3 protein-coding genes and 1 other RNA gene are annotated in these 4274 nt (G+C 31.8%); all 4 read right to left on the reverse strand.

Annotated elements, in window-relative coordinates; translation table 11 throughout:
- A partial coding sequence (locus SPD90_RS13000) for a M20/M25/M40 family metallo-hydrolase (RefSeq protein WP_320925511.1) occupies positions 1-1233 on the reverse strand: 1233 nt, incomplete at its 3' end.
- 253 nt (positions 1234-1486) lie between these two features.
- Positions 1487-1827: RNase P RNA component class A (gene rnpB, locus SPD90_RS13005), an RNA gene on the reverse strand.
- A gap of 133 nt (positions 1828-1960) precedes the next feature.
- On the reverse strand, positions 1961-2998 hold the full coding sequence (locus SPD90_RS13010; protein WP_320925512.1) for a CAP-associated domain-containing protein: 1038 nt from the start codon (positions 2996-2998) through the stop codon (positions 1961-1963).
- Positions 2999-3114: 116 nt separating this feature from the next.
- Positions 3115-4170, reverse strand: a complete 1056-nt coding sequence (locus SPD90_RS13015) for an acyltransferase (protein ID WP_320925513.1) — start codon at positions 4168-4170, stop codon at positions 3115-3117.
- Positions 4171-4274: the final 104 nt, after the last annotated feature.

Here is a 4274-nt window from a genome sequence, read left to right on the forward strand (position 1 = left end):
TATAGTAGCATTTGATATAGAAGAACCAGAATTGTTCATAGCTTCGTTTAACTTAGCTGTAGCTTCGTCTATTACAGATTGATCTTTTAATAATAAATATTCAGTTTTATTTACAGCTTTTGCTTCTTTTAATGCAGCTTGGAAAGCAGCATAAGCAGTATCAGAGAAGCTTGTTTTGTCCATATCGTTAGCTTTTTCAATTGCTTCTTTTAATGCATCTTTAGATGGAGTTATTAAACCATCAGGGCTTACTTGACATAAGATTGAATCTAATAATGTACAATAAGCAGATATTGTATCTTTTCCACGAGTTCCCCAAGTATTTTCTATAAAGCTTAAATCATCTCTACCTGGTACGTGCATTACTTCACCAGTTTCAGTTTCATAAGCACCTGAACTTCCCCATTCAGGATGGTCTGGATCATCAGGAAGTTCCCAGTTAGCTGCTTCAAAGTATAAGTAAGGCATTTTACTCCAGAAGCTAGCATGGTCACTCCAACTACCAGTAGATGGACTTGGATAATCATAGTTTAATTCAGTATCATTAAGTCTCATACCTGTTCCTAAAGCATCTGATAATTGCATAGCTTGTTTAATTGGCCATGTATTTTCAACTTCACCAGTTTCTTTGTTATATTTACCACTATAAATATAGCGATAAGTACCTGCTAAAATACTATCCATATTTACCATATAAAGAGTATTTGCAACTTCTTCGTCTGTCATAGCATCTGAATAAGCCTTAGAACCTTTAAGACCTACTTCTTCAGCTCCAAAGAATACAAACTTAATAGTATAAGGAGTTTTCTTATTTACAAATCTCTTTGCAGTTTCTAGGTTTACAACTGTACCAGATCCATTATCGTCAACACCATGAGTTCCAACACTGTCATAGTGAGATCCAACTATAACTTCTTTAGAAGATTCACCTTTTTTAGTAACTATTACGTTTTGAGAATTATAAGTTACATCTCTTCTAGTGTAAGTAAAAGGTTGAACTTCAACTTCATAACCAAAAGATTCTAATTGTTCTTTTAGGTAATCAGCCATTTTTTTCTCTTGGTCAGTACCTGCTCTTCTTTCAACTAAATTCTGATCTATGTATTGTAATACACTATAAGCATATTCACCATAGGAATCAGTTGTTTCTTCTGCGAATGATAATGGTGCATAGGCAAACATGCTGAATACCATAGTCACAGCCATTAAAATTGCTAATAATTTTTTCTTCATGATTTTCCCCCCAGTAATTATATTATCAAATAATTTCAGATTAAATTAACTAACCTATTTTTATTTTAGTCTATTTCACAAAATTTGTCATTTATTTTTTCAATATTTTGTAAATAAATATATTATAACGTAAATTCCAGCAAAAATTTGTCTTTTCAGATTATTTTGAAAATTAATTCAATGCCATTCATCGACAATTTTTTATACGAAAAAAAACTGCAATCATAAAAATTGCAGTTTCTAATATCGTATTCAATTAAGCAGATCTATAAGCGGAGTTCTGTATTTGATAATCATCTTTCTAGACTTATTGTCACCAATAAGTTCAAGCGGCCTACCTACCGGAGGATGCGAGCAACATCCTTTTTGCCCTATCTTGGCCTTGCTCCAGGTGGGGTTTACACGGCTCGACTAGTCACCTAGTCGACGGTGAGCTCTTACCTCGCCTTTTCATCCTTACCACAAAAGTGGCGGTTATTTTCTGTTGCACTTTCCTTAGGATCACTCCCACTAGGCGTTACCTAGCACCCTGCTCTATGGAGCTCCGACTTTCCTCACGCAGCCAAAGCTGCCCGCGATTATCTGGTCTACTTAATCGAATTACATATTATCATACCTAAATTTTTATGTCAATGTTTATATTTATATATTTTATATGTAATTTTTAGCTTTTTAATATGCTATTAAATTTTCATATTATATACATATTATTTCTAATTATTTAGCACTATCTATAGAAATTTTGAGTCAGATACATATTAGTACTGCCACCAAATACAACTCCAACACCTACATAATTGTAGTCTCCTAGTATGTTGACTCTATGTCCTTCTGAATTCATCAATGCATAATGCGCAAATATCGCACTAGTCTGACCTGCAGCTATATTCTCTGCTGCCCCAATATAATAGATATTGTAGTCGTTCATTCTATCAAATGGACTCTGATTTTTCAAATTTTGATGTGCAAAGTAATCATTATCTCTCATATCCTCACTATGTGATCTAGCACATAAAGTCGCCTTTTCACTATAGGAAACAGTATTTAAATCATGCGCTACTCTCTCTGAATTTATAAGATATCTGTTTGTATTTTCAAAGTCATCTGTCACCGAATTATCCTTTGTGTATATCCCAGACATGCTTTTTTCTATGTCTTTAGATATAATTTGTATTCCAACTATTTTATTATCTTCAAATGAATCGTAAAATGCCGTTATGTAGCTATTATCTACTTCTATTAAGCTGTAATAATCTTCATTTATAATATATCTAGTATTTCCTATTTTTCTGTATGTCAAAGGCTCGTAAGCTTTCAGAACCTGTGATTTAGTTTCTCCAAGGTTTATATCTTGGCTTTCGGTTGAATCCATTGTGTTACTAAATAAAGCCACAACTTTATCATTAGATATACCTACCATGCAAAATCTTGTGTAGTCTTGATTATATACATACCATTTAAAGCCGTATTCACTGCCTTCTATTTTATTCGGTTGCCCCATTTTTGAAATTAAACTATCTAAAGTGTCGCCTAATTGGATATTCTCGTAGTTTTGTACAGTGGTTGAGCCTGAGTTACTCTCTTCTATGTTTTTATCATTACCATTTTCTTGGTTATTTATACCTATATTATTTAAATTTTTTTGATCTTTTTTTAATATTTCAACTTTAATATAATCGGTCAAATCTCCTGTAAATTGTTTGATTCCATCTTGAAAGAAAATTATCCCGACCAAGATTACAAGGATTATAAAAAACTTTTTCACTATAGCCCCTCCTCCTTTAATTAGACGCAACAGATGTGCGTTAATATACTACTAAATACAATTCTCTACATTATAATAAAATGGTATCCCACATAAAATGAAATACCATCTTTAAACTATCTTCCTCCAGTTAATACCATATAAAATCTATTCATAAATCTTCTCAAGAACATCGCAACCAATATGCATACGATTATCGAAATAACCGGAGCCACAAAGAATATTATCAAGCTGCTGATATCAGTAAGCGGCATAACCTTAAACCATAATTTCTTTAAGATTGATTGGAATGGTATGTGGAAGAAATATATAAATATTCCGTATTTTGCTATATCTATTTTCTTATCATTTATACTGCTTATTCTATCGTAAACAAGCCACATAAATGGAACTCCAAATAGAATCACGGCATTTTCCGCCAAGTCTAATAATGGTAGCTCAGTATACATAAGTACAGTTCTAACTACGCAAGATAATATGTACAATACCCCTAAAACTACTACATGCTTGTCCTCTATATCTCTAAAATGCAAATCTACCTTATTAATAGCTAAAGCCGCACCTATTGCAAATATTGTAAATGGATAGTTGAATATTTGTAAGAACCATATTCCTCCAAACATCTCTGAAATTGGATATAAAAACCATATTACAACTAATATAGGTAGTGATTTTTTGCCAAGTGATTTGATTATATAGTAAAATACAGGTGTCAATATCACATCTAGCATCAATGATCTTATATACCAAAATTGGTAAGGAAGCGGATATATGTATGTATTTAAAAATAATTCCTTAAGAGTATAATCTGTTATTATTCTATCTGAGAATAATGCTCTACCAATTGGCAATAATTCAACTAAATACAATATAACTAACCAACCTGTACACCAAATCACATATGGTATAAATAAGCTGTGGAATCTGCTTTTGAATTTGTACTTCCACTTTTCCATAGATGGTACAAAGTTATAAAAAAACAAATATCCTGATATCAAGAAAAACATAGGGACTGCTACCCTGACAATACCTTGCCCTATAAAATTCTGTACTAGAGAATTAATACTTACCACACTTTGAGTAGTGTCTAGATTGTTCGAATGTAGTAAAACTACAAAGAACGTCATAAATAATGATACATTTTTTATCTTGTTACTAATATATTTATCCATTCAACGCTTACCTCTTCCCTCTTTATTATAGTCAAAATCTAGATTAAAAATACCATATTTCTAGCATATTTTCAACTTACAACAACATTACAATTTTCTTAAAT

Source organism: Intestinibacter sp., from assembly GCF_034113885.1.
GTDB lineage: Bacteria > Bacillota > Clostridia > Peptostreptococcales > Peptostreptococcaceae > Intestinibacter.